The following is a 22,880-nucleotide window of genomic DNA, read 5'->3' as shown; positions in this document are numbered from 1 at the left end:
CCTTATTTTTCAACATTATTCTTTTCTGTTTCGACGTCTGACCCGGTCTGATCCGCAAGTTCTTTTCCTTTTGCTGTAAGCAGCCTTGTGACCAGACTGATTCCATAAAATAGTACCGGTACCAGAATACACAGAAACAATGCTGCCGAAAAATATTCACTTCCTGTTATCCCAAGGATAAACGCCCAAACAACCAGTCCTAAGATCACTAGGATCATAAGAAAAGCTGCTATCCGCTTTATTATCTCCATTAAAGTCCTTCCTTTATCTTCTTAAAATATTGTTTTATATTCTGCTCATATCCGTTATCCGACGGCTCATAAAACTGCCTGTCCGCAATCTCATCCGGCAGATACTGCTGTTTTACATAATGATTGGGATAATCATGTGCATATTTATAACCTGTATGTCCAAGCTTCTTCGCTCCGCCATAATGTGCATCTCGAAGATAGACCGGAACCTGCCCCGACTGTTCATGTTCTACGACATCCTTCGCAGAAAAGATCGCATTCACAATAGCATTGCTCTTTGGAGCACACGCCACATATATAGCTGCATGTGCCAGTATGATCTGTGCCTCCGGCATACCAACCCGTTCCACTGCCTGCGCACATGCCGTTGCAACACAGATTGCATTCGGATCTGCATTTCCAACATCCTCACAGGCACAAATCATAATTCTCCTGGCAATAAACGTGATACTCTCACCACCGTAAAGCATCTTAGCCAGATAGAAAACAGCTGCATCCGGATCTGATCCACGCATGCTTTTTATAAATGCTGATATAATGTCATAATGATTATCTCCGTCTTTATCATACCGAAGTGCCCGCCGCTGAATACATTCCTCTGCTACTGCCAGAGTTATATGAATCCTGCCGTCCGCTGCCGGCTCTGAAGAAAGCACGCCAAGTTCCACTGCATTTAATGCACTTCTGGCGTCTCCCTCCGACATATCACTTAAGAACTCTACCGCATCATCATCTATACATACATTAAAGGCTCCCATGCCCTTCTGGTCATAAACAGCCTTTAAGATAATGTCTTTAATGTTCTCTTTTGATAACGGCTTTAGCTCGAATATATTCGACCTCGAAATCAAAGCTCCATTCACTTCAAAATATGGATTCTCCGTTGTGGCACCGATCAATATGATCGTTCCATCTTCAACAAACGGCAACAGATAATCCTGCTGCGATTTATTAAACCTGTGAATCTCATCGATAAACAGAATCGTACGCCTGCCATACATAGCTTTCGTATTCTTTGCTTCCTCGATGATCTGCTCCATATCCTTTTTACCGGAAGTTGTCGCATTGATCTGTTTGAAATCCGCTTTTGTCGTATGCGCGATCACCATAGCAAGTGTTGTCTTTCCTGTTCCCGGAGGTCCATAAAAGATCAATGAGCCCAACTTATCCGCCTTGATCGCACGATATAACAATTTATTCTTACCTATGATATGTTCCTGTCCAATTACTTCGTCCAGATTTTCCGGGCGCATTCTCTTTGCCAGTGGAGAATCATCATCCTTCTGATTCTCTCTCATATAATCAAACAAATCCATCTATCTGTCCTAAATTACATCCAATTTCTTAAGAATATCATTTAACTTCATAATATCAATCGGCTTACAGATGTATTCATCATAATCATCACTTGCCTGATTGCTGTCAAAACTTGTTTCATCCAAAGCACTGGTCATTATTACCTTGGAACGTAGCATTCTGGATACCCCGTGCTTTCTCTCAGCATTTCGAATCGATGCAAGTACTTTATAACCATCAATCTTTGGCATCATAATATCCAGACATACAAGTTCGAAGTTTTCGCCTTTTTCCAGGTGTTTTACAAACTCATCCACAGCTGCAATTCCATCCGGTGTAATAACAACCTCTCCGAATTTGCTTAAATATTTTGATAAAAACTTTGCATTTGCAACATCGTCCTCAGCAATTAAAATTCTCATGACAAACTTCCTCCTATACTAGAATTTCAGCATCTTTTCAATCTGGTTCAACATTTCCTTCACTTCCACACGAAATGTTTTCTTCGAATACTTTGTTCTTCGCTCCAGTAAGCCTTCAGTAAATATACCATTAAACATCAATGTCAGTTCTCTCGGGGTAAATACAGCCCGAATCTCTCTCTCTGCTATAGCATCTTCAAAAAGCTTACAGACAAATTCGTTCCTTTTCAGTATACATTCTGAGATAATCTCCCGTGTCTCACTTAAATGTAATAATTCCTCATAATGCAACATGATTGCTCCCATACCGATATAATTATCATAGTATGTAGCATATGTATCTGCATAAAACCTTAACTTATCCATATTTGAGCCACTCTGCTTTACTACCGTCATCTGAATATTTTTATCAAATGCAGCATACTGCAGAACTACTTCTGTAAGTACTTCATCTATGCCCCCGAAATACTTATAAATTAGGGTTTCGGATATATTTTCTTTACGAGCCAGATTTTTCGTTGTCAGAGCATTCAACCCTAGATCGCCGATCAATTCGACTGCCGATGCAACAATTTTATCTCTCCTTGATACATAATTTTCAGCCACACCGTTCTCCTCTCAACACATAAATTTACACCCAATACACCTTTTAATTCTATGTCATGCTCTTTCTTTTGTCAATACAGAGAATCATCCGTCCGTGCTGTTAGTTCTTTTGTTATTTATTTTTCAATGTACCTTTATACTTTGAGATCTATACCGGAACTGTTTCCTGTTCCGACCGGATCATCATTAGCCTTTTCGCCTTTCTACTGTACCGATATGCATTATAGGATAATATATCCGACTGGCTGATAACTTTGTCGTTTGCCTCCTGAACAATCTCGGTCAGCAACTCAGGATCATCTACTATAGACACCCCTGCAAATATCGTTTCATGAATACTGGATGGCAATACATATATATCCTCCCCAACCAGATCTGCACAATCCGCAAGCAGACCTTCATATAAAAGCGCCGCTGCTCCGTTGATCCCAAACGAATTAGACAGCACATAGAGTTTATCATCGTCCTGCGGGAAATCTTCTAATAAGGAATCCGGCACGTTTGCATGAACCTTCAGATAACGAGTAATCTTATCCATTACAGGAGGGAAAAGTCGTGGCGTATTCTTTGCTGCCAACTGATACAACAATTTCGTATCTACCCCCCATCGTTTCATATCATCCTCGGATACTACCGATGACGCAATCCCATTTTGACCGATATGGAAAACACAACGGAATACAATCGCCAGATCATAGAATGGCAGATATGGGACATTCTGCAGCATTTCTTCATTCATAGAATGGTTTATCAAGGTATAAAAGATTCTCTCACTTACCCAGTCAAAATCCAAATAATTTTTCACCTCTTCCCCGACCGGATTCTCCTTGCATCTTCCCTGATAGATTCGTTTGATCTTCAGTACAATGTTGTCAATCTCCTTTTTATCCACATCTTCTCTGTAAAAATCATTGATATAAATCGTAGGTGCCACCATCGTATGTGCCTGTCTTATATTAATTCCCGTCAGCATAATTCCATTATTCTTTACTATTTTATTCACGGTTATGTCCATATCATTCATCTCAAATACCTGAACCAACCCTGTTCTTATAGTTTCTGTAAATTCCTCAAAATTCATTTTATCTCTCCTTCGTAACTTATATTGAAACGTTTCGAAAATTGATAAAATCCGGATTTTTGTCTGAAATATTTCTGACTCCCATAATAAAAAGAGATTAGATTAAAGTCAACATTTTGCGTGTGCTATTTTGAGTCATTTGTGCTATATTAACACATACATCTACGCAACGTGCATAACTGCGCGAAAAAAATAAGCCAAAATCAAATCTGTTTTCTGATATTTTTATGAAAAACAAATCTTTCTTTTGGCTTATTTATTAGCTTTATACTATAATTACTTTTAATTTTCAGTCATTGTAAATTTTAATTCTGCTTTGTCTCTACATATCCCTTTAAGAATGCAACAAATGCGTCCATCTCTGCGTCAGTTCCAATCGAGATTCTCAGATAATTGTCAATCCTTGGCTTATCAAAATAACGCACATAGATATTATTCTCTTTTGCCGCAGCAAAGATCTTCTTTGCAGGAATACTCTCATGTGTTGCAAATACAAAGTTTGCAGATGATGGCAGACAGGTAAATCCAAGCTCTGCGATCTCTTTCACAAATCTTTCTCTGGTTGCAATGATCTGTCCAACCTTCTCCCTGAAATATGCATCATCATGAATGGATTCTACACCGAGCACCAGAGACGGACGGTTCATCGTATATGAATTATAGGAGTATTTCACATCATTTAAGGCTTTGATCAGTTCAGGGTTGCTGATCGCATAACCGATTCGAAGTCCCGCCATAGAACGTGATTTTGAAAAGGTTCTGACTACCACAAGATTGTCGTATTTGTCGATCAGTGGAAGTGCTGTTTCTCCTCCAAAATCAATATATGCCTCATCTACGATCACGATCACGTCCGGATTGTTCTTTATGATCTCCTCTACATGATCCAACGATTCGTAGATACCGGTCGGTGCGTTTGGATTCGGGAATACGATTCCACCGTTTTCGCCCTTATAATCATCTATCTTCAGGCGGAAGTTCTCATCAAGTGGCATCTGCTTATATGGAATCCGGAACAGTTCTGCCCATACATCATAAAAAGAATATGTGATATCCGGAAACAGAATCGGTTTATCCGAATTAAAGAAGGTCAAAAATGACATTGCAAGTACATCATCGGAACCTACACCTACAAATACCTGTGATGCATCCACACCATGATACTCCGCCAGTGCGTCCACCAGTACGCTTGCCGTCGGATCCGGATATAACCGTAACAGATCCTCATTATCCTGAACCGCTTTTACTCTTGGAGACGGTCCATACGGATTCTCATTTGTATTTAATTTGATCACATTTGTATTCTTTGGCTGCTCACCAGGTACATATGGTTCAACCTGACGAATATTATCTCTCCATGATGCCATGATTTATCCTCCATGTTATCTCTGCTAATCAGCAGGTTATCGTTTTCAGTTGTCTATTCTATCATTTTGTAGGATGAGATACAAGATAGGAATCATCTGACACTTATTTATAAAAGGACTCTACGATTGCATCCACAACTTCTTCTTTGGACTTTTTACCATACAGATAATAGTCAGCATTCGTTTTAAAGGAATCGTAGATATTTTCCTTCTCAAATATCGGCGGCAAAATTTCCAACCGATCTGTATTCTGTTCTCTCTTATCATCAGCAAGCTTCTCATAACCAACAAGCTTACCTTCTTCATCCAGAACATTTCTGGCTGCATCACTGATCGGTATTCCCTTCTCTGTATCCTGAAGGTCTTCTGAAAAAATAACCTTAACAGGAGCTGCGCAAATGACTCTCCAGTTATTCTCACATTTTCCCTGCACGATCAGATTTTCATCTCCGATCAACTGGTAATATTGATATTATTATCAAGATAAGCGAATAACCCTCCATTTGGAAATAACTGTATCGTTGTATTCGATATCCAGCCAATCGTAGAATCATCTGCATACACGATTCCAAAGTCAGAGAAATTCTCCAGAATACCCAAATCATCCAGTCGGTTCTTGATCGTCTTCTCGGTCTGAAGCTTTTCAAATGTATCGAGAGCCGGCGCCGTTGCATCGAACTCATAATATAGCTCATCAGAGAATAACAATGCCGCCGTATCTTCTATCTTTCCAAGATAGCTGTTCACATTATTAATCTGCTGCCTATTTCCTTGTGCAACCAGGTTAACAACCTTATTTTTCAAGATTTTCTTGTTATTATAAATGAAACAACCCCTACTGTTATCGTGATCACAATAAAAAACAGCAGTATTGTCTTTGCCTTAAATTTTCGTATCTGAATTTCTGTTTTTGTATTTTCTGAAAATGCCATTTTCCGCTCCATATTCAAACTGACATACTACAACCTTCGTTCTATGCCGGGGATAGGTACATTCTATATCTGTACTGCCCGGATAGAAATATTATACTCAATTTTTCAGATATGGCATATAAATCCTTTTATAACAGAATGTGTTTTTTCCAAATTCCGGCTTTGTAAAATAAAAATGATATTATAGCTCCAACGGCTGTTGCGATCGGTATAGATATCGCAATTCCTCTTACACCAAGTTCACAAAGAAATGCCAGAACATATGCTAACGGAATACGAACGATAAATGCAGATATCATATTTGTAACCAGCGTAATCCATCCATTTCCAGTTGCGGTTGAAACCGTATTAAATGACATGATAAATGGAAGTCCCACATATTCAAACGAAAAAGCAAAGATATACGGCATACCATAGACCAGGACATCTTCTTTTACGCCAAACAGATGAAATATCTGCTCCGGGAATATATGCATCAACGTAAACACGACCAAAGACACACCAATACAGAGAACCAGACAACAGTGCATAGTCTTTGATGATCGTTTCACATCTTTCGTGCCCATATTCTGTGCGATCATGGCTGATGCAGCCGAGCTGATCGCTGCTTCCGGAAGAATTGCAAATCCATTAAAGTTATTTACTATTCCTGCTGCAGCCGATGCTGCTACACCACCCGCCCTGTTAATGAATGTAGTCAAGATCAAAAACGAAAAATTTGTACCAACCATTTGAATACTAAGCGGCAATCCGGTACGAAGCAGAGTGTGGAATTCCTCTTTTATAAAATGAAAAGAAGATGGTTTGAAATCAAACATAAAATCATGATGTTTTAAATATATTATACAAAATAACATCGAACAGCCCTGTGCAAATACAGTTGCAACAGCAGCACCACCGGCTCCTAAATGACATCCGGCAACCAGCACCAGATCCAAAATAATGTTGATCACACATGCAATCATAACAAAGATCATCGGTGTCCGGCTGTCACCAAGTCCACGCATAATTGCACTTAATGCATTATAACCATAAATAAATAATAGGCCCAAAGTGCAAATAAACAAATACTGTTCTGCCTGTGAAAATGCCTCTTCAGGTGTATCAAGTAATCGAAGTAATGGCTGTTTTAACATAAATAACAGTACCATAAATACTGCTGCCATAACTGTCAATGTTATGAATAATGTACTGATCGCTCCATTAATCTTATCCTTACGTTTTGATCCAAGATAATTTCCAAGCATCACAGTTCCTCCGCCTGACAGTCCCGCGGCAAGATTTGTCAGGATCACAAGCACCTGGCCTCCGATATTAGCTGCCGATATGGAATTTGTTCCGCCAAAATGTCCTAATATGATCAGATCGATCAGGCTGTATAAGGACTGGATCAAATTACTGATAAAAAACGGCACAGCAAACCATACAAGCTGCTTCCAGATATTTCCTTTTGTAAGATCATGTTCAAATGTACTCATGTCTACATTCACCTCTTTTGTAATTAAAATGGTATATATCCTTTATTAAAGTCATGTTTTTATTTCTAATTCATACGCTCTAACATACTTATATCACCAGACTGTATTGCCTGAATATTCTTTTTAATTCGTTCTTCTTCCCAGTCCCACCATCTGATTTCTTCAAGTTTCTGAATTGTTTCTTCATCAAATCGTTTACGGATTGGCTTTGCCGGCACTCCTCCAACTACCGTATATGAAGGCACATCTTTTGTTACCACTGCACGAGTGCCTATAATTGCGCCATCACCGATTGTTACACCAGACAAAATAACTGCTTCATATCCAATCCACACATCATTTCCAATTACAATATCACCCTTATTATCCCATGCATCGCATATATTCTTTGCATCCAACCCCCATTCTTCAAAGAAAATAGGAAACGAATACGTAGATAACGATTCCATTGCGTGATTTGCACTGGTAAATAAAAATTTTGCTCCACATGCAATAGAACAGAATTTTCCAATTTTTAGCTTATCCTTATTAACAGGATAATGATACAAAACATTATTTTTTTCAAAATCAATCGGATCATGTACAAAATCGTTGTACATTGTATAATCCCCTACCTCTATATCAGGGGTATTTATTACATTTTTCAGATAAACGATCTGTTTATCGAATGTCCTAGGGAAAATTTTATCTTTCATTTTCTTCCTCCTGTTGTCGAAAATATCTGTATAATTCTCGAAATCTCCATAACTGCAACCTTCAGCATCACACCACCGGACATTTTAGTTTGATATATTTTCCTGCATTTCCTGTAGAAAATGATCCATGTGATTTTCCAGAAGCCTTATCACCCGACTCTTGTCATCTACTCCATCATATATGCTGTAAAGCAAAAAAATAGGCCCATAAAAATCAAGTGCTGTCTGTCTGGCTTTTCTTGTATCCCCCAGCATATCCGAGAACAAAGCTTCTATATAAGTTAACGGTCCACCTGCAAGATAATTCTGATATAACTGTGCCATCTGCGGCTCCCTGTACTGTTCCAATGTCAGCATCTTACGGAAACAGGATGAAAACTCTTCCTCTGTCCAGTGAAGAAACTGCACCTTTGTAAACTGCTTAATTTTATCAAATGCTGTTTCTTTATACTCGGCCACAACCTTTTCCAGATCGCCCTCCGGCATTTCATACCGCTTTACTCTCTCCATATCCAGTTCATTCATTTTATCAATAATACTGTCCAATATCTCCTGCTTGCTTTTATAATGCTTATACAATGCAGCCTTGGTTACTCCAAGCTTTGAAGCAATATCATTCATGGATGTTCCCATATATCCGCTCTGTGCAAATAATTTTAAAGCTTCTTCCAGTATTTTGTTCTTTGTATTCTTTTCTTTAATCTCCACACTTGTCTCCTAAATCAGCCTCATCAATCGGTTACCTTTTGGCCACTTTATTATAGTTACCTATCGGTTACTTGTCAACAGCTATTATTTAAAAATAGAAAAGAACATCGTTAACTGCCTATCAAACTCTTCCACTTCCTGCTCGTCAACCAGATAGCCCTCCGGTGTTGCATATTCCCCTGTAATCCCATCCAGAAACCCTGGTATCAATTCTTTACACAAAAAAAATGATGCATCTTCCCCCTCCGGCAATCCGTGATAACGGATACCATACTCGCTTGCCTGTCTGAAACCACTCTTACCATAAAAATCAATATTTCCTTCATGATATTATATTTTACAAAATCATCCAATGACACCGTCTCATACTTTTCAGGCATTCTCTCTTTATCATCCTCCGGCATATCATGATCTGATGCCTGCTCACTATCCTGTTGCTTCATCCGCTCCACAATACAGTTAAAAATATCTTTTTTGCTCTTATAATGATGGTATAATCTCCCTTTGTCATACCAAGTTCTCCTGCTATCTGGCTGACTGAGACAGCGTCGTAACCATCCCTGGCGAAAAGATTAAGTGCCGCAATTAATATTTCTTCTTTTCTATTACTCATACTAATAACCTCCGGGCAAAAAATAAACGACCGTTTACACTTTTATTTTAGTAAACGTTCGTTTATTTGCCAAGGCTTCATTTTTTAACATTTAAGCAAAACCTGAAATGTTCTCATATCGGCTTTTACACGAAACAAATAAACTATAGCCGAACGGTATATTTGTTTGCATAATATACCATCCGGCTATGCCTATCATAAATAAATTTACTTACTAACAGAAACATCCATAATACAATCTGTCTGATCATAATCTATAGAAACACTATATCCATCATCCCGCTCCGCATCGTAATAATCCTCATCTTTATCTGCGTCCTTTGTATATCCCCTTTCCTTGCATAAATCCATATATTCCTCAAATTGTGACTCTGATACTCCATACACATCAAAGCATAGATAATCATCCAGATCTAATGTTACTTTTATAACTTCTGCTTCCGGCTTATCAATCTCTGTTCCAATCTCTTTTTCTGTCCATTGTACGGCCTCTTCACTATCAGATTCCAAGGAGTATTTCTGTGATTTGAAATCATAATATTCTGTATATAATCTACCATTACTTACGAATTCTATTGTTGCAATATCCGGCTGCATAAGTTCCAGATGTGCTTTATCCTTTAAATAATAAATTCCAGAAAAATAGTGACATGGTACATTAGATACTTCATCTCCTTCTTTCACCAATCTTTCTACACTTGTATTCATTCCAATTGTTTCTTCTTTTATTTTAATCATATCGTCATCACTCAAATTAAATTTCTTCTCTATGTCCGAATAAAACTTTTGTTTTTCTTCTTCCGTTATTCCCTCTTTTTCAGTATAGCCCAGGCCGAAATAAACAATGTCCAACTTTGAATTGTTTACATAATTCATCACAATATGTCTGTCTCCATCTATTATTCCTTCTCCTACATTCCAATCAATATCCTCAATTTTTACAGTTTCAGAGTCTGTTTTTTTATTATCTTTTTGCTCTTGATCTGTTCTTACACTGTGACAACCTGCTAGCAACATGATTGCCCCAATAAATGTTGTGATTATAATTTTCTTTTTACTTCTCATTTGTCTTCCCTCCATTTTCAGATTTTCCATTAATGCTATTAATATAAACTCTCGCCTGTTGAATAAGTTCCGTCATTTTTTCTGTTTCACATTCAAGCATTCTCACATGTACTTCCATCGCATCTTTTCTTACATTATCAGGTGCATCTATAATTTCTTTTACCTCCTCCAGTTTAAACCCAAGCTGTTGTAAGAAACGAATCATTTGTGCTCTCTGAAACGCCTGCTCATCATATAGCAAATGACCATATTTATTTTTTGCCGAAGGCTTCAATAAACCAGCCTGCTCATAACATTGAATACTTCTTCTTGAAACATTCAATCGTTCACACATTGTTCTTAAAGTCATTAGTTCCATATACATCCTCCTTCAGCCTAAATCTGCACGTTACGTGCTGTCAAAGGCTTTTATGATTTTTTATTTCATAAAAGAGAATGTTTTTTTCGCGAACCATTTCCCATGCTACAAATTATTCGGTTATGTCCCTCTTTGTATCTTCAATTAATTCATTCAGTTTTTTCATGACTCTCTCAGGTTTATTTCTAACCAGAAGATTTCTCAGTTCTTCTAAATCTCTTAACAATTTTCTGTTAAATGCTGTAAATATAACTGTATTATCTTCCACTTCTCTATGCATTTCATTTGTCTCCTATTCAAATTCTAATTTTACTTTTCCGTTTGTTATGATCTTTCTGATGCTATTTCCAGATTAAATCTGCACGTTACGTGCTGTCAAAAAATTTTTCTCTTATAAAAGAAATTGTATTTTTCGCGAATATGAGAAGCTCTGAAAGATATTCATGAATTTGAAATCTGTCAGGCATGGGACAAAATGCCACATCTTGTTGAATTTACAGAGAACTCGAAGATCGTCATAAGTTTCCAAATTCAAGTAATCCATCTTCTGTCACTATTCCAGAAGAATCATTTGCTAATATTCTTGTATTGACTTTAGAAGATGCATCGTGATATGTTCGTTGTTTCTCCTTGCTGACGTACTTGCCCTCGGACAGATCTGTGTATCTTACATGCTTGAGTTTATCTGCCTCCGTGCTGTTCTTCTCGTCAATCTTCGCCTGTATCTGTTTGTACAATTCTTCTCCTAACAGTTCCTTTAATTCCATTGTTCCATCCTTTCTTGGCTTTAATTGTAGCCACACATGGCAGTTATCACTCTTGCCTGAGTTATTTTATCGTCACAGTTTTACCGCCTTAAGCCGATTTTGGGCATAAAAAAAGACCATGGTAAAAACACGGTCTGAATTATCTGCTATTCCGTTTCTACTCCACTATTACCCAGTCTTCAGCAAGACAATCGTTTATACTCGGCACCCACATGGAGTGTGAACCATCAACACATCTGATCTGCAGATATGGGTTACACTTGAATAAGTCACCCTCGCTGATTTCCCAGGCTTCTGCGGTCTGCTTGTTACATGGTATGCCATCAGGATATCCCTTCTGGAATACAACAAACATTCCTTTGCCATTCCAACCCTTTCTTGCAACTCTGAAGCCCTTCTTGAACATTTCAAGAGCAATCCCAAACGTCATGTTGTCACATGGTCTGTATGCTTCGTTAAACTGCTTCTCCGGCGACCAGCTCTCATATCCATCTGAATATCTTACGAGATAGCCTTCATCTGCTGGATTTTCTTCCGCTGGAATCTGCCATCCTCTGTAATTGTTATAGTCGCCTCTTGTCATCGGTCTTGCCTCAATCTGTTTTGTTCCAATGTACTTCTGCATTCTTTCATCCTCCTATTTTTTGCATAAAAAAAACACCATACATCTCTGTACAGTGCTCGTAATCCATCTAGCATTATTTTCTATTCTTCTCCTATGTGTCTTTTGCCGGGTTTATATAGTTCTTCTATAACTCCATTGGCTATATCTCCGCCTACGTATCCTGGACCATACAACTTGTCTAAATGAGATAAAAATTCTGCATCACGAGGCAAAGTACCAAACTTTTCTCTTTGTTTATCATATTCTTCATACGATGTAATATTTAAAAATTCTTCTTTTAAATTCATTTTAAAGACTCCTCTACTAACCCGATTTCATATGTACTAAGGATTGTTTTATCTTTTTGATACACTCTGAAAAGCTCTGAGGTGGATTCCAATAAAAATTCAGTTTTTATACTTCCATCCGGATTAACAGCATCAGATATGCGGCTAACATATAACCTGCCTTGATATTCGCTAATAAATTTATCGCCATGCAATATATAAATATTGAATTTTTCACCTGAATCATTTTCATATATTTCCGAAGTAATATCTGCATCGCTTAATCCTTCAGTCAAATATTTCATGTATTCTTCCACAACTTTAGGATCCAGCATACGTTCTTCTATCAGATGTCCAAATTCATGGTCTATATTCTCTTTCTCAGCACCTTTGGCAACGTTGATAACGCCTTTTTTCACATCACAACTACTGCCATTCTGACCCATATTAAAGGTTACATCAGCCATCGCTTTCTGCACTTTATCCGGCAACTGTGAATATGCGTCAACAACAGCTTTTTCATCTCGAATAATGTTGACATCCGACTTTGACGCTTTAAACATTATATCTTTTATATTATCACCATTTTTTGTATTAGCAATATCTTTTTCATGCTCAATCTGAAACGACACTTTAAAATACTTCGTCTGATACTCCTCAAAGTCTGTCGTCTTATCCAGCCCGAAGTATTCCGCTCGATCTTTCAGTCGCTGAAGCTCATCATCATCCAATGCCCATCTTGCTCTCTGTAATATGCAGCACCGGCAATTACAATCCTCTGCCGGATCTCCAAACATCCCCGGAGCATCTACTTGTATACCACCAGCTTCAAAAGGTTCATCTATTTCACGAATCTGTCCATCAAGCAGTCTATGCAGATCTCTTGTATTGCCATCAAAAGTGGAAAGCCTCAGATCATCCATGTTCCATTCACGCCGAAGGAAATAGATCTACTCTGGAAGAACATAAACTATGGTGTTGTTGATATGATTCTAATTGGTATATACAGCGGATGGCGACCACAAGAACTGTCTATCTTGAAAATAGCTGATATTGATCTGGAAAATAATACCATGTTCGGCGGTCTTAAGACTGATGCAGGGCGCAACAGGTGCGTTCCTATTCATTCAAAAATAAGAGATCTGATCATAAAACGAATAGATCAGGCTAAAGAATTGGAATCCGATTATTTATTCAATGATCCAGATAGTCAGTCTGGTATGCGCATGACATACGACAAATACAGAAGCCGTTGGAATAAGGTCATGGGAAAATTACAACTCTCCCACCGTCCTCACGATACAAGACATACATTTATTACATTGGCAAAAGATGCTGGTATGGATGAGTACATCATAAAGCTGATAGTTGGTCATTCTATCGAAGATGTGACTGAAAAAGTCCCCCACAGAACTTTAGATCAATTAAAAGAAGAAATAGAACTGATACAATAATAGCAAAAACCCCGGGAGCATATAATCTCCCGGGGCAATTATTTGTGTTCTACGACTGTGTTCTACCTGTGTCTTATTTGTGTCTTACGCACTAATTTTGGCACATTCTAGCAGAACCAGGAACCGCATAAATACTAGCTTTTTTAGAACTTACCAGCCTTTGCAGCTTCCTCAACAGAAACAGTAATGCACGTATTTATCGCATCCGCTGGCGTTTTTGTTGCCTGTATGTTTCCTATTCATCAATTTTTATACCTATTCAGCACTTCTCGCGGCTTATTTAGCATTCCTCTCCGGCATACACAAAACCTGTCTCTTCCCAAAACTTCATCGGGGAAATGTAGTAATCGTACTGGCTGCTCCCTTCCTTCTTGAAAGCAACTCCGAATTTCAGAAATCCAAGGATAATGCCCTGGCGTATAAACTGCTGATCCTTTTTCATTACTCTTGCCGCTACTGCCACCGGTACATTTTCGCCAGTGAACTCCGGTACTTCTAAATATACTTTACTCTTATCCATTTGTCAACTAACTCCTTTCTCTCTGTGCTGCAGTCAGAGCGTTCACAATATCCTCTGCCTTCTTTGGCCCGATGCCCTTCACACCCAGGATAACTTCTCTCACTTCATCCTCGGTCAAACCTTCCGCATCCTTCATGCCGTCCGCATGACCTGCCTTGTATAAATTCTTACAGAACGCATCCATCTGCTGATGATCCATTCTCTTAACGTCCTTGTATGTTTTTCTGTTCAATGTGTACTGTTTCATCCTTCACCCTCCTATACAAACGGTAACTCGCTGTCGTCTCCTGCAGGCATAAATCCATCTTTCCCCGACTGTGGTGCCGGTGCAGGCTGTGTGTTATAACCTCCTGCGTTGCCGCTCTCTGCGTTTTTGCTCTCAGCAAACTCCTGGTCCTCCGCAACAATGTCGGTCGTATATACTCGCTGACCGTCCTTATTGGTGTAGCTTCCGGTCTGTATTCTTCCGGTCAATACAATCTTCGTTCCCTTATGCAAATATCTCTCAGCAAATTCAGCCGCCTTGCCAAACGCAACGCACTGAATAAAATCTGCTGAGTTCTCCTGGTTTCTTCCCCTTCTATCTACTGCCAGGGTGTAACGAGCTACTGCCGTAGCCTGCTCTCCCTGGGAATATCTAACCTCCGGATCACGTGTAAGACGACCCATCAAAATTACTTTATTCATTGTCCTGCTCCTTTCTCGATTTCCTGTATTTTTAACACATAGTATAATTTTCCTGGCTCAGCTCCCCATTCCTGCTTGCCTTCTCCGAAATGCAATGTGCATTTGCAGATGATTTCCGGAGACTCTTTGGAATAGCCATTTCTAAATACTATCGGTACCGGCCATGACTTCCGGATTTCTTCCGGTGCTGCCTCTCCATATACCATCTGTCCGCCTACATTGAGAAATCCGAACGCATTCATAAACCGGCTGTCGTAATATGGCTTGATTTCTCTATACTCCTCTTTCTTTTCCCCGGAGACGATCATATCGAACCACTTCTTTTTTATTGGCAGTGTCAGCATCGCCCTCCACCTTCCTTCTTTTTCAGATATTTTTCGCATTTCCGGTATATTTCCGGATCGAACTCTTTCCGTTCATGCTCGTAGGAACTGTACTCTGCCGGACTGCATCCAGCAATTTGTGACATTTTCATCATTGTTATTTTGGCATCTTTTCTCAGCGCCGCAATATAACCTGCATACATTCCCTTCTGACTGTTCAAGTTCTGAATCTTAATTCGTTCCTTGACTGCCTCTGACTCTGTAAATCTCTTCACTTGATAAACCTCGCACCGCTCATTTTTGCAATCAAACAGGCATCCGTGCCTGCCCCTTGGTCCATCGAAGAACCCTACCACGTATTTCGTAGGTTCTTTGCAGGGATTGCATTTTGCATTCACCACCATACGTCAGTCCTCCCTTGGTTTATCTAGCGATTCCGTATGTTTCAATAAGCACTTCTTGCATCCGTTCTCTCTGAAACCATACTGGCATTTAACTTCAACCGGGATCGGGCAGAAATGGCACTCTTTGAGGATGTATTCCGCCAGTTCGTTTTCTCTCTTCCTTCCGGCCATAATTTTGGCATTCGCCGAATCCAGTCTGTTATCTACGTGGCCGATAAAATCAGCCATCATTCTCATGGTTTCCTTGCAAAACTGTTCGTTGATTTTATATTCTTCCGGCGTGAAGTCATGCAAGAACAGGTCTATCCTTCTCTTTAATTCGTTTTTGTTTTTAATGTCCATCGCTCAACACCTTCTTTCTATCTCGCGCTGCAGACCGGAACATCATCAACAGCATTTCTGATACTGGCCTGCTTCTATCTTTTCTCTTTGCCTTCTTGATTGCTTTGAGGTCGTACCACTCACCCCGGTAGTTCATTCCATCCGGAACATACACGCCTACCTGGTATGGGATTTCTTTCTTAACCTGCTCGTACACTTCTTCCGGCATCACGTAGTAATTGTAGTCTCCCAGGAAGTTATGACCGTTCTTCGAGTGAAAATCCTCTACCGAGGACTTAACCTCGTAGCAGTAGAAGTCTCCCTTCTCTATACCGGACACCGTATTGTTTACCGGCTTGAATTTCATAAAATCCACTCGCACCGCATTCGTGGTGGCGTAGTCGAAAGTCACTTCCCTGGCCCAGTAAATTCTCGGATCATTATTCGGGCAGATGTGCCGCTGGATCGAGAGTGACAACATCGCCGTGATCTCCGGTCTTTTATTCTTTTCCATCCTAACACGGTCCTCCTTCCGCTCCATGAAATGCTCCCGCCGGGTACATCCATCGCCCCTTCACATACACATCATCGATTGTAAATTCTCCGGTAATCAAACTCCTCAATGCCTCGAAATCTCCGTGATATACACATGACTCCGCATCTCCGACGAATGTTTCTAAGTCGCATTTGTTATCCAGTGTGAAGCCAAGTATCTCTTCATCTCTCTTTAATGCCTCAAATTCTTCCGGATATATCTCCTTTATTCCCGCAAACAGTTTCGGAGTAGAGAATATGCACATTGCACAGCTGCATCTATTCCATCCCGCTCTGTAGCAAGGATGCGGATTGACGTTGTGCCTCTTTAGGACTTCCCATATGTCTCTTTCTGAATAGTCGATCACCGGCCGCCATTGATGCACTATTCTATGTGCTTTTGCCGGTGCGTTTGTCCTGTGTATTTCTATTTCGTTATACTTTGAGCGTCCTTTTGACTCGCCTCGTCGTTCTCCGGAGACGACTAAAATCTTTACATTTTCCTTTGTCTGTTCCAGGTTCGATGTTACACTGTCCTGGACTGCCGCCTTTAGATTTCCGCTGCACCAACGTCCCTGGTGGGTACCGCCTTTTGCCGGAAATTTATGTCTCTTCCCTCCAAGCTGTTCTAACTCCTGCAGTCGGCTAAGGTTTGACATCACCGTGTCTGCAACCATAATTTTCAAATATGCGCTGCACCATCTCCTGCTCAAATCTCCTGTTTTAGCAGGAAATTTCATTCTATAACCCAGCTTTTTCAGTTCTGCTTCCATATCTTCCGTGGCTTTTTCTTTAATTTCCTGGCATTGTAGATAATTTCTCGACAATCTGCATTGCCTTACTTCTCCGGTATCCGGATCAAGCCATTCAACCGGTTCGCTTGCGCCGATTCTATACAGTTCCCCGAAAAATCCATTAACCCTCCACGAAAGTCTCAGCTTTACTCCTTCTGCTTCTGCAAATGATTTCACATAATTCTGTGTGCATTTCCAGTCCATTTTTCTCTCCGGGTTTCCACCGTCAATATCATGGTGCCAAAACTCCATCCGCTCTTTTGGTACCCCGAGTTCCAGCAGTTTGTAATAGCAAGCTATGCTATCTTTTCCTCCGGAAAGAAGTATTGCAACCAGGTCGTACTCCTCAAGCGGTAACAGTTCCGGCAGGAAAATCTTCTCGAAGTGGGAAGAGTCTCTCCTGCCTTCAACTCTCGGAATTATCCTTTTGCCAGTACCATATATCGGTATATCTAGTTCCCCATACATAAGCGGCGTGTCTTTGGTGCAATCGGCGTCTTTTATAAATCCCTCGCATTCCTGCATCGCTAGCACTCCTTCTTTACATACAAGTCGCTGGTTCCTTCGACCACGCTTTTCTCTTCATCGTTAGGGAACTGGAAGCCGTACTGTTCTAGTATTCCGTAGAATGCCTTTACCCTCTTGCCTCTGACCGTGTTGTATGTGTAATTCCACTCAATCAAATCTGCATCAGCAACCATTGCCGATACCATGCAAAGCAGTTTATGGAGTACGCTGAGCCCTTCCATTTTCTTCTCTGCAGCTTCTATATCTTCTTTCTGAGCGTTGTAGCACTTGTCTCCCAGGAAAAACTCCTTCAATGTGTTATGACCCGTGAATGTCTCCCAGCTTATCATCTGCTCAAAAAGTTCTGCAACGACTTTTTCTTCATTCGTAACCTTCTTAATTCTGCCGGATAAAATGCCTTCAATGAACGCCTTCCTCGTGTTGGCCGCCTCCTTCAGAATTGCCTTGATTTGCTTCTTGTTCCGCTTATTCTGTCTCTCTGCTTCCTGTGCGGGCGTGAGCTCCTTCTTTTCCTTCTTTTTCTTACGGATCACGTACAATGTTCCGTATCTTTCCAGGTAAAACGTCGGCTCGCCATTATCCTCGAACTTCATCGTCTTAGGCGGCTCCTTATCGAGGCTGTAGTCCTTCATACGTTCCCACTTATCCGTGTAAAACTCGCTGTCTGCTTCCTTCGGAGCTTTCTTCAATCCCAGTTTCTTCATCATTGCCACGTACAGCTTCATGTTCTCCTGGCGTTTCTGCTCCTTCTGAGCATTGATTGCTCGTCTTGCCAAATCTCTCGAATCTGTGGAATCCTTCAAAATCTTATCCCTGGTCTTTACGTCCTTGATCTTTTCCAGTTCGTACAAATCCGTAAGCGACAGCTGGTATCCATCCTGTCTCTCTTTCTCCATCAGCGTCTTGGAATCCAGCTTTGCAATGTTCAAACGGTGTCTGATTGTTTTCTTGCTAAAGCCGGTCTTTTCTGCGATTGTGTCCTCTGTTTCTCCCAGGTCAAGCATCATCTGAAATCCCTGTGCCTGTTCATATACGGTCAGATCGCTTCTCTGTATATTCTCCAAAAGCATTACAGATGTCTGCTCTTTTTCGTCCATATCCGAAACAATGCAGGGAACAGTTTCAAGTCCCGCCATGCGTGCTGCTGTCAATCTTCTGTTTCCGATTACAGTCAAATACTTTCCATGTTCCTGTGGGTCGGGCACAACAGTTAAATTTTGAAGTATTCCCTTCGCTTTGATGCTCTCCGCAAGTTCCTCAATATCGTTATACGTTTTTCTCACATTGTTTGGGTGGACCTTTACAAGTTCAATGCTGATATTCTGTATTTCTGCCATGTTCTTTTCTCTCCTTTTTCTTTCCGGCATCCGCGGGTGCCGGGATTATATGATTATGCGATGGTACAAGCCGGGGCGCAGCGATAGGCCCAGTACGCGCCGGTGCCGTAGACGTGGCCGCTAGAGTTCACGTACCACGTACCGCACGAATAGCCACGATAAGCCGAGCGCAAGCGGTGATAATCTGTTTCTCCGTCTGCATTTTTCTTCTGCCGGTTAGTAACATCTTCGTAATACTTATACGGCGTTTTCTTTGGGTCTACTTCGTCCGCCGACAGTAAGAAAAACAGATCTTCTGTATCATCTCCGCTGTTATTCTCTTTCACTACCTTTGCGAGGTAAGGAATGAGCTTTTTGTATCTCTCACGAAATTCTTCACTCTGCAGGTACTTTCTCAATTCTGATGTCTCCCACACATTACTGCCATAATCGCCTGTTGTATCGAACGGTCTTTTCTCCATCACAAGGTCGTGCATCTGAATTGTGATACTGTGTTCAAGGCTCTTGTCTGCAAGTTTCTCTGCGTCAATTCCGATGATGTCATGCTGGATAACTTCTCCGTCAAATTCAATATCGATCGTGTCACCCTCTGAAAAATAATCCCTGGCACGCCCAAGTCTTACAACCTCCTGTATCCATTCTAACGAAATAGGCTGCGTTGTCTTATGTGTTATTGTTACTAAATCTTCGCCATGTTCGGCGTTTTCCCTGTTTCTTACTTCCTGTGAATGAACCTCTGCCCGAGCGTCATTCCCGGATAACTTCATTGCTGCTTTTGATACCTTTTCTTCTGTAAAATCCAAGAATGCCTCTCGTTCCTGTGCGATAAACTTTTTACTGCCTACTGCCTCCATGCTAAATCCGTAAGCCTTTAATCTGATTTCATTCATCTTCTCTACCTCCATTTAATTCTCATGCGTTCTACTATTGCGAATTTCTTTTTCCTAACGCTCACATTTGCGAATTTCCGGGGTAAAAAAATTACCCCGCTTCCTTCTGCAGTAATCTCAGAAGCGGATGCCACGGTCTTGTACCGCGAATGCGGCCGATAATCTTCTTGATATTGCACTCTGCTTTGTCGATTTTCACGTACCCTTCATACTTTCCCTGGTTTCTTTCCGTAACCGGTCTGTCGTGGAATCCGTCCGTAATCATAAATCTGCCCTTCGTATCTGCTTCATCCTTGAAAGCCACATAATGCTTATTGCCATGTGCATAATACCCGACAATTACCATATCTCCTACCTCCCTTCGTATCTGTCGTGAATCGCTATCGGGTAGCTGATCCCGGTAATCTGTTTGAATCTGCTGTCCGATGTGTAAAGAATATTGCCGCCCGCCATATACCAGCGCTTCCTGCAGTATGCAGGCTTGCAGTCAACATACTCCTGTCCCATAATCTCGCGCTTTTCGATATACACGCACTGTCTGATGTCGTCCGGCTCAAAAGGGCCTTTCTGTGCGTCCAGGATATACAATTCTCTTGCGTAAGAAGATACGCCGTTATTCGTGCAATCTCCTAAACTACTACGATACACCTCTGCGGTCAGACAGCTCTCAATCTCATAGTTGCTCTTCATCCAGTCAAGCACTTCATCCGGATATTTGCATCCGCTCCATAACTCGCCCATAAATACCAGCTCATTATCAAACTCCTGCACCATGTATGTATCATCGTCCAGCTTTACTGCCTGCAACTGAATGTACTCCTTCGTTCTTTCGTCGCACGCAACTCTCTTTACGCATCCGTCAACCTTTCCATATCCTCTGATCTTGTGCGTTTCGATATAGCGATCCAGTTTCTTTTCTGCAAACCCTGCAGGAATGTCCTCTTCGTTTACTGCTACATCTCCACTTTCCAAAACAGCGTACTTATTTGAGATTTCGCACCATGTTCCTTCCAGGTGTAACACAAATCCTTCTTTCTCAATTCTCATGTTCTTCTGCCTCCTTTGCTGCTCTCGCTTCTGCGATTCTCGCATAGTCCGGGATATGAAAGCCATTTATGATATTCACCGCCTGCAGCTCTGTCAGATTGCACCTGACCTGCAGCTCTTCCCGCAACGTTCTTCTTTCTCCAATGTCCTGCAGTCCGTTAGACGGCAGGAGCAACGCTCTGTCTCTGTATTCATTTGCTATGGCTCTTGTCAGAATTTCCACTAACTCACCCTTTCCACGTAATCAACGCATCCAGGACTGATTTTTTCATCCTTACAGAACTCCGACCAGCACTCCTGCAATTCTTTTAGGTTCTGAGCGTCAAACTGCGTCTCGTCTCCACCGTTGAAGCCAATGTTATAGGTTCCTCCTCCGGATTTAACTACTCCTTTGCTTGCCTCTCGTAATGTCACACTACATCACCCGCCTTTCTTAATGCGCACTTAGTACATACCGCACCGTCAAGGTGTGATGCCTTAACAACTCCTGCATCCTCCGGTCTCTGCCAGCAGAGCGTTCCACATTCCGGGCAATGCACCTTTTTCCAGCCAGGCTTTCCTTCCTGTCTGTTCATCACCAGTGGCATACACAACCAGCCGCCACGATCTGCAGCCTTTCTTGGTTCTAACTTCATGTTCACTCTACCGCCTCCATTTCTTCCAACTCTCTGACAACTCTCTCTACTGCATATTTTCCATTATTGTTGAGCTGTCTCTGCCATGCACCTACCGACGGCGCCCATCTGAACCCATTGCTTTTTAAAATATCTCTTACCTCCGGTTCCGGCTTTCCTTCAAAGAACAGCTGGATTCTCATAGCCTCCACGTTCTCCTTGACCTTAAAAAACTTATTCTCGCTCTCCTGTGTTCCCTGGGACTTTGTTTTCTGCAGGCTCTTAATTCTTCCTTCCAATCTTCTGATGTTGGCGTTGTTGTTCGTCAGTATATAGTCCGGAAAACCGATTCTTCCGCAGAAGTCCAGTTCTCTCAGCTGGGCGATCTGCTCGTCCGTATATCCCATGTCGTGCAGCATTGCATCGCCCTTTTCTTTGTCCTTCATGCGGATTGCTTTGTTGGCCTGCTTCATTCTCTCCTGGTCCTCTCTCAATCCGTCAACCTTATCCTGTAGCTTCTCGATTGCGTTCTCATCATCAGACTTGATAACGTCCTTGCCATAAAAAATTGCCTCAATCTTTCCAAGGATTGCCTCAACCTCTTTATAGTCCTCATGGTTCTTATCCCATGCCGCTACCTGCTTTTCCTTCTTTTTGACCGGGAAGTTTCCTGCTCCGGAAATCATTACCGACGGACACATCATGCCGATCTGAATATCCTTGTTGATGTTCTGAGCCAGTCGTCTCGAATATCTCTCGCAGAGTTTCGACACTCTTTCCTCTTCGGTTGGTCTTGCCTCGATTACCTTCTCTGCCAGCTCGTATGCCTTATCGACCTGTGCCTTGTAACCAGCAGTCTTGCTCCCGGTCTTATACTCGCTGAATGACATCATATCG

Annotated in this window: 36 protein-coding genes; 1 reads left to right on the top strand and 35 read right to left on the bottom strand. The window is 41.1% G+C overall.

The window, feature by feature from the left end; genetic code table 11:
* Nucleotides 1-2: 2 nt before the first annotated feature.
* From GT641_RS08480 to GT641_RS08395, 20 genes are all read right to left on the bottom strand, one after another.
* The gene (locus GT641_RS08480) at nucleotides 3-251 is read right to left on the bottom strand and encodes a hypothetical protein (protein ID WP_161117295.1); all 249 of its coding nucleotides are present in this window, start codon (nucleotides 249-251) and stop codon (nucleotides 3-5) included.
* The gene (locus GT641_RS08475; protein ID WP_008401564.1) at nucleotides 251-1,567 is read right to left on the bottom strand and encodes a replication-associated recombination protein A; all 1,317 of its coding nucleotides are present in this window, start codon (nucleotides 1,565-1,567) and stop codon (nucleotides 251-253) included. Before GT641_RS08475 ends, GT641_RS08480 begins: the two co-directional genes overlap by 1 nt.
* A gap of 9 nt (nucleotides 1,568-1,576) precedes the next feature.
* The gene (locus GT641_RS08470) at nucleotides 1,577-1,969 is read right to left on the bottom strand and encodes a response regulator (protein ID WP_008401563.1); all 393 of its coding nucleotides are present in this window, start codon (nucleotides 1,967-1,969) and stop codon (nucleotides 1,577-1,579) included.
* 18 nt (nucleotides 1,970-1,987) lie between these two features.
* Nucleotides 1,988-2,575: a TetR/AcrR family transcriptional regulator gene (locus tag GT641_RS08465; protein ID WP_161117294.1), complete on the bottom strand. Its 588-nt coding sequence runs from the start codon at nucleotides 2,573-2,575 to the stop codon at nucleotides 1,988-1,990.
* A 148-nt stretch (nucleotides 2,576-2,723) separates the two neighbouring features.
* Nucleotides 2,724-3,656 carry a DUF5688 family protein gene (locus GT641_RS08460; RefSeq protein WP_161117293.1) on the bottom strand — a complete coding sequence of 311 codons (933 nt, stop codon included), beginning with the start codon at nucleotides 3,654-3,656 and terminating at the stop codon, nucleotides 2,724-2,726.
* 305 nt (nucleotides 3,657-3,961) lie between these two features.
* Nucleotides 3,962-5,023 (bottom strand): histidinol-phosphate transaminase, encoded by a 1,062-nt coding sequence (gene hisC / locus GT641_RS08455; RefSeq protein WP_161117292.1) that lies wholly within the window; start codon nucleotides 5,021-5,023, stop codon nucleotides 3,962-3,964.
* 103 nt (nucleotides 5,024-5,126) lie between these two features.
* Nucleotides 5,127-5,480, bottom strand: coding sequence for a hypothetical protein (locus tag GT641_RS08450; protein ID WP_119963249.1), 354 nt, complete (start codon nucleotides 5,478-5,480; stop codon nucleotides 5,127-5,129).
* Entirely contained in the window at nucleotides 5,477-5,770 is a 294-nt protein-coding gene (locus GT641_RS08445) for a hypothetical protein (protein ID WP_133302407.1), read from the bottom strand. Before GT641_RS08445 ends, GT641_RS08450 begins: the two co-directional genes overlap by 4 nt.
* 313 nt (nucleotides 5,771-6,083) lie before the next feature.
* Nucleotides 6,084-7,433 (bottom strand): MATE family efflux transporter, encoded by a 1,350-nt coding sequence (locus GT641_RS08440; RefSeq protein WP_161117291.1) that lies wholly within the window; start codon nucleotides 7,431-7,433, stop codon nucleotides 6,084-6,086.
* A gap of 65 nt (nucleotides 7,434-7,498) precedes the next feature.
* Nucleotides 7,499-8,128 (bottom strand): CatB-related O-acetyltransferase, encoded by a 630-nt coding sequence (locus tag GT641_RS08435; protein ID WP_161117290.1) that lies wholly within the window; start codon nucleotides 8,126-8,128, stop codon nucleotides 7,499-7,501.
* An 84-nt stretch (nucleotides 8,129-8,212) separates the two neighbouring features.
* A complete protein-coding gene (locus GT641_RS08430) occupies nucleotides 8,213-8,836 on the bottom strand; it encodes a TetR/AcrR family transcriptional regulator (protein ID WP_008401553.1) in 624 nt (207 codons plus the stop codon).
* A 206-nt stretch (nucleotides 8,837-9,042) separates the two neighbouring features.
* On the bottom strand, nucleotides 9,043-9,279 hold the full coding sequence (locus GT641_RS13200) for a hypothetical protein (protein WP_008401551.1): 237 nt from the start codon (nucleotides 9,277-9,279) through the stop codon (nucleotides 9,043-9,045).
* The gene (locus tag GT641_RS13195) at nucleotides 9,276-9,449 is read right to left on the bottom strand and encodes a helix-turn-helix domain-containing protein (RefSeq protein WP_008401550.1); all 174 of its coding nucleotides are present in this window, start codon (nucleotides 9,447-9,449) and stop codon (nucleotides 9,276-9,278) included. Before GT641_RS13195 ends, GT641_RS13200 begins: the two co-directional genes overlap by 4 nt.
* Before the next feature lie 207 nt (nucleotides 9,450-9,656).
* Nucleotides 9,657-10,514, bottom strand: coding sequence for a DUF6591 domain-containing protein (locus GT641_RS08420; protein WP_161117289.1), 858 nt, complete (start codon nucleotides 10,512-10,514; stop codon nucleotides 9,657-9,659).
* Nucleotides 10,504-10,872 carry a MerR family transcriptional regulator gene (locus GT641_RS08415; RefSeq protein ID WP_161117288.1) on the bottom strand — a complete coding sequence of 123 codons (369 nt, stop codon included), beginning with the start codon at nucleotides 10,870-10,872 and terminating at the stop codon, nucleotides 10,504-10,506. The genes GT641_RS08420 and GT641_RS08415 overlap by 11 nt, the downstream gene beginning before the upstream one ends.
* 112 nt (nucleotides 10,873-10,984) lie before the next feature.
* A complete protein-coding gene (locus GT641_RS12990) occupies nucleotides 10,985-11,152 on the bottom strand; it encodes a hypothetical protein (RefSeq protein WP_192919820.1) in 168 nt (55 codons plus the stop codon).
* 235 nt (nucleotides 11,153-11,387) lie between these two features.
* Nucleotides 11,388-11,639, bottom strand: coding sequence for a hypothetical protein (locus GT641_RS08410; RefSeq protein WP_161117287.1), 252 nt, complete (start codon nucleotides 11,637-11,639; stop codon nucleotides 11,388-11,390).
* Between the two features lie 157 nt (nucleotides 11,640-11,796).
* A complete protein-coding gene (locus GT641_RS13190) occupies nucleotides 11,797-12,264 on the bottom strand; it encodes a DUF2829 domain-containing protein (RefSeq protein ID WP_243143725.1) in 468 nt (155 codons plus the stop codon).
* An 80-nt stretch (nucleotides 12,265-12,344) separates the two neighbouring features.
* Nucleotides 12,345-12,551, bottom strand: a complete 207-nt coding sequence (locus GT641_RS08400; protein ID WP_117822836.1) for a hypothetical protein — start codon at nucleotides 12,549-12,551, stop codon at nucleotides 12,345-12,347.
* Complete coding sequence (locus GT641_RS08395) at nucleotides 12,548-13,453, bottom strand: hypothetical protein (RefSeq protein WP_161117286.1); 906 nt, start codon at nucleotides 13,451-13,453, stop codon at nucleotides 12,548-12,550. The genes GT641_RS08400 and GT641_RS08395 overlap by 4 nt, the downstream gene beginning before the upstream one ends.
* Between GT641_RS08395 and GT641_RS08390 the strand changes: the two genes are divergently transcribed.
* Nucleotides 13,403-13,984 (top strand): tyrosine-type recombinase/integrase, encoded by a 582-nt coding sequence (locus GT641_RS08390; protein ID WP_161117285.1) that lies wholly within the window; start codon nucleotides 13,403-13,405, stop codon nucleotides 13,982-13,984. The genes GT641_RS08395 and GT641_RS08390 overlap by 51 nt on opposite strands.
* A gap of 280 nt (nucleotides 13,985-14,264) precedes the next feature.
* Here the strand turns inward: GT641_RS08390 and GT641_RS08385 are convergent, their stop codons facing one another.
* From GT641_RS08385 to GT641_RS08315, 15 genes are all read right to left on the bottom strand, one after another.
* Nucleotides 14,265-14,504: a hypothetical protein gene (locus GT641_RS08385; protein ID WP_012742880.1), complete on the bottom strand. Its 240-nt coding sequence runs from the start codon at nucleotides 14,502-14,504 to the stop codon at nucleotides 14,265-14,267.
* Between the two features lie 7 nt (nucleotides 14,505-14,511).
* Nucleotides 14,512-14,751, bottom strand: a complete 240-nt coding sequence (locus GT641_RS08380; protein WP_161117284.1) for a hypothetical protein — start codon at nucleotides 14,749-14,751, stop codon at nucleotides 14,512-14,514.
* Between the two features lie 11 nt (nucleotides 14,752-14,762).
* Nucleotides 14,763-15,191, bottom strand: a complete 429-nt coding sequence (locus tag GT641_RS08375) for a single-stranded DNA-binding protein (protein WP_161117283.1) — start codon at nucleotides 15,189-15,191, stop codon at nucleotides 14,763-14,765.
* Nucleotides 15,188-15,535 carry an ASCH domain-containing protein gene (locus GT641_RS08370; RefSeq protein WP_161117282.1) on the bottom strand — a complete coding sequence of 116 codons (348 nt, stop codon included), beginning with the start codon at nucleotides 15,533-15,535 and terminating at the stop codon, nucleotides 15,188-15,190. The genes GT641_RS08375 and GT641_RS08370 overlap by 4 nt, the downstream gene beginning before the upstream one ends.
* A complete protein-coding gene (locus tag GT641_RS08365; protein WP_161117281.1) occupies nucleotides 15,529-15,918 on the bottom strand; it encodes a helix-turn-helix transcriptional regulator in 390 nt (129 codons plus the stop codon). Before GT641_RS08365 ends, GT641_RS08370 begins: the two co-directional genes overlap by 7 nt.
* 3 nt (nucleotides 15,919-15,921) lie before the next feature.
* Nucleotides 15,922-16,260, bottom strand: a complete 339-nt coding sequence (locus tag GT641_RS08360; RefSeq protein WP_161117280.1) for a hypothetical protein — start codon at nucleotides 16,258-16,260, stop codon at nucleotides 15,922-15,924.
* Nucleotides 16,250-16,753 (bottom strand): hypothetical protein, encoded by a 504-nt coding sequence (locus GT641_RS08355; RefSeq protein ID WP_243143723.1) that lies wholly within the window; start codon nucleotides 16,751-16,753, stop codon nucleotides 16,250-16,252. The genes GT641_RS08360 and GT641_RS08355 overlap by 11 nt, the downstream gene beginning before the upstream one ends.
* Before the next feature lies 1 nt (nucleotide 16,754).
* A complete protein-coding gene (locus GT641_RS08350; protein WP_161117279.1) occupies nucleotides 16,755-18,092 on the bottom strand; it encodes a phosphoadenosine phosphosulfate reductase family protein in 1,338 nt (445 codons plus the stop codon).
* A gap of 2 nt (nucleotides 18,093-18,094) precedes the next feature.
* Nucleotides 18,095-19,432 (bottom strand): ParB/RepB/Spo0J family partition protein, encoded by a 1,338-nt coding sequence (locus GT641_RS08345; RefSeq protein ID WP_161117278.1) that lies wholly within the window; start codon nucleotides 19,430-19,432, stop codon nucleotides 18,095-18,097.
* Nucleotides 19,433-19,485: 53 nt separating this feature from the next.
* A complete protein-coding gene (locus GT641_RS08340; protein ID WP_161117277.1) occupies nucleotides 19,486-20,322 on the bottom strand; it encodes a DUF6273 domain-containing protein in 837 nt (278 codons plus the stop codon).
* Nucleotides 20,323-20,413: 91 nt separating this feature from the next.
* Nucleotides 20,414-20,668: a hypothetical protein gene (locus tag GT641_RS08335; RefSeq protein WP_118488058.1), complete on the bottom strand. Its 255-nt coding sequence runs from the start codon at nucleotides 20,666-20,668 to the stop codon at nucleotides 20,414-20,416.
* Nucleotides 20,669-20,673: 5 nt separating this feature from the next.
* Nucleotides 20,674-21,369 carry a hypothetical protein gene (locus GT641_RS08330; RefSeq protein ID WP_161117276.1) on the bottom strand — a complete coding sequence of 232 codons (696 nt, stop codon included), beginning with the start codon at nucleotides 21,367-21,369 and terminating at the stop codon, nucleotides 20,674-20,676.
* Nucleotides 21,359-21,592 carry a hypothetical protein gene (locus GT641_RS08325; RefSeq protein ID WP_161117275.1) on the bottom strand — a complete coding sequence of 78 codons (234 nt, stop codon included), beginning with the start codon at nucleotides 21,590-21,592 and terminating at the stop codon, nucleotides 21,359-21,361. The genes GT641_RS08330 and GT641_RS08325 overlap by 11 nt, the downstream gene beginning before the upstream one ends.
* 187 nt (nucleotides 21,593-21,779) lie before the next feature.
* The gene (locus GT641_RS08320; protein WP_161117274.1) at nucleotides 21,780-22,004 is read right to left on the bottom strand and encodes an alanine racemase; all 225 of its coding nucleotides are present in this window, start codon (nucleotides 22,002-22,004) and stop codon (nucleotides 21,780-21,782) included.
* Nucleotides 22,005-22,006: 2 nt separating this feature from the next.
* A partial coding sequence (locus tag GT641_RS08315) for a hypothetical protein (protein ID WP_161117273.1) occupies nucleotides 22,007-22,880 on the bottom strand: 874 nt, incomplete at its 5' end.

The organism is Clostridium sp. BIOML-A1, from assembly GCF_009874105.1.
GTDB lineage: Bacteria > Bacillota > Clostridia > Lachnospirales > Lachnospiraceae > Coprococcus.
The sequence above is the reverse complement of the archived record's forward strand: the minus strand, read 5'-3'. Positions and strand labels throughout refer to the sequence as shown.